The sequence below is a fragment of the Alcanivorax sp. HI0083 genome, from assembly GCF_001635175.1.
The window spans coordinates 1-712 of sequence record NZ_LWFX01000730.1 but is presented as its reverse complement, the minus strand read 5'-3'; the positions used below and the strand labels follow the sequence as shown (position 1 = coordinate 712).

Annotated in this window: 1 protein-coding gene and 1 pseudogene; both read right to left on the bottom strand. The window is 58.6% G+C overall.

The genetic code is table 11. The features are described from left to right. Positions 1–238 precede the first annotated feature (238 nt). On the bottom strand, positions 239–490 hold the full coding sequence (locus tag A3754_RS07155) for a sulfurtransferase TusA family protein (protein ID WP_063518709.1): 252 nt from the start codon (positions 488–490) through the stop codon (positions 239–241). Between the two features lie 7 nt (positions 491–497). After that, positions 498–712, bottom strand: a pseudogene (locus A3754_RS07150) (tRNA (5-methylaminomethyl-2-thiouridylate)-methyltransferase); the annotation flags it as partial.

The following is a 712-nucleotide window of genomic DNA, read 5'->3' as shown; positions in this document are numbered from 1 at the left end:
AACAGACATTATCTTGCGTCCTCCTAAGGAACAGCGGGTTTGTCTCTGACTCGTCGTACCGCTCTGGGTAAGGGCAGCACAAGGAGCCGGTATTCTCGGCCACTGGGCCAGCTTTGCCAATAGGGAGGCAAATACCGTGCCAGCCCTTTTTTAGCGCATTCTCCGCCTAAATCGCAGAAACCAGGGAAGATGATTCATTTTGGTGCACAGCAACGGTGCACTCAATAAGTGCGAAGCACTAAAACAGTGCACCGTTATCTTCGCCCACTTGCAGCACCACAAAAACTTCGTTGCCCTGCTCGCCCATTTCCAGCACCTCGTGGCCGTTAATTCGGCACCAGGCCGGGATATCGCTCAACGCGCCAGGGTCGGTGCAGACCACTTTCAGCGTATCGCCAGTGGCCAGGGTTCTTACCTTATTCTGGGTCTTGATCACCGGCATGGGGCACAGCAGCCGACGCACATCCAGTTCGTTAAGGGGAGAGGTCATCGTCGAATCAACCCACATTCCAGCTGGCCAGTACCGCATCCGGCTGTGCCGGCGCCACGGTAATCTCCCGGGCGACCCCATCAGGGCTACGCACTTCCAGGGTCACCGTCTCGTCAACCCGCCCCTTGGAGTAACGGGCCACAATGGCAGCCGCCTGCTCCAGCTCCGCCTCGCTGCCAAACTCACCATCCACCAGTGCCAACGGCCCCGGGCAGCTCACCG

Bases quoted from the DNA above. Each gene is read 5' to 3' on its own strand.
- A3754_RS07155 (WP_063518709.1), bottom strand. From the start codon at position 490: ATGACCTCTCCCCTTAACGAACTGGATGTGCGTCGGCTGCTGTGCCCC.